Genomic DNA, 1,098 nt, shown 5'->3' on the forward strand with positions numbered 1-1,098 from the left:
CTGTCGGCCATCTGATCGGCCCCGCCCGACTGACCCCTCGACCTTGATCTGAGGTTTCTCCGATGAGTGCATCCACTGTCGACAACGCAGTGGTGGTCACAATCACCTCGGCCACCACCGCCACCACCACTGACGGCATCGAGTTCAGCGCTATCAGCGGCGCCGAGCTCCAGGAACAGATCCTCGACTACGCCCACCACCTCGCGGCGAGCGACGATCAGCCGGTCCTGCTCGAGCTACGCAATCCTGCAACCGGGCGCGGCGATGTCATCGAGATGACGCCCGACGGCACATGGCACCCCGCCCACGCCGCCGCCCCAGAACCCGAGCATCCCGAGGCCGCTCAGGTGGAGCCCAGCGCTCCCCCGCCGGTCGAGATGCACGAGCACCCAATCGCTGACGATGGCGGGCACACCGGCGGCCAGATCGTCGCACCTGCCGCTGCGCCGGACGTGCCCCCTGTTGTCGATGAGCAGCTGGCCCAGCCTGCCGCTGATGAGGCCGCGAGCCAGCCCGGCCCCGTTGAGGCAGCAGTCGAGCAGGACAGCCCCTGGCGCGGGGTCACCCCCGGTCACGTCAGCCCGAACGCGCGACCCCGCTCGACACCGACCGCCGAACGTCGCAGTCGAGGCCCCCACGTGCCACCACCAGCTGGTGGTCGTCTGCGTACCGTCTGGCGGCGCCATCGCACGCCGCTGCTGGTGATTGGTCTGATCACCCTGGTCGCCCTGGTCGGTATCGGGGTCGGCGCCGGGCGGCTCATCGGCGCCGCCGGCGGCGACGCCACACCTCTCGACCCGGCCACCGCACTAGCTCCACCCGTCGCCACCGCCGACCCGACCTCTGATGAAGTCGAATGTCCCTCCCGCACAACCGGCGCGCTCACCACCGGCCGTGACCCGGGGAACCAGACGAGTGGGCCGAACGCGATCAAAGCGTTCAACTACGGCTACTACAAGTGGCGCAGCGGAAACGCTGCTCGCGCGGTGGTGTCGTCGAACGCCAAGGTCGGCACCGCCATCACGTTGCAGAGCTACATCGACGTGCTCGACCCCAATATGCGCTACTGCCTTGCCATCACCGAAAAGCGCACTGGCC

Annotated in this window: 1 pseudogene; it reads left to right on the forward strand. The window is 68.7% G+C overall.

What is annotated here, in order from left to right:
• Window positions 1–62: 62 nt before the first annotated feature.
• A pseudogene (locus BJF87_RS24610) lies at window positions 63–1,098 on the forward strand (hypothetical protein); the annotation flags it as partial.

This window comes from Gordonia sp. CNJ-863 (genome assembly GCF_001942325.1).
GTDB lineage: Bacteria > Actinomycetota > Actinomycetes > Mycobacteriales > Mycobacteriaceae > Gordonia > Gordonia alkanivorans.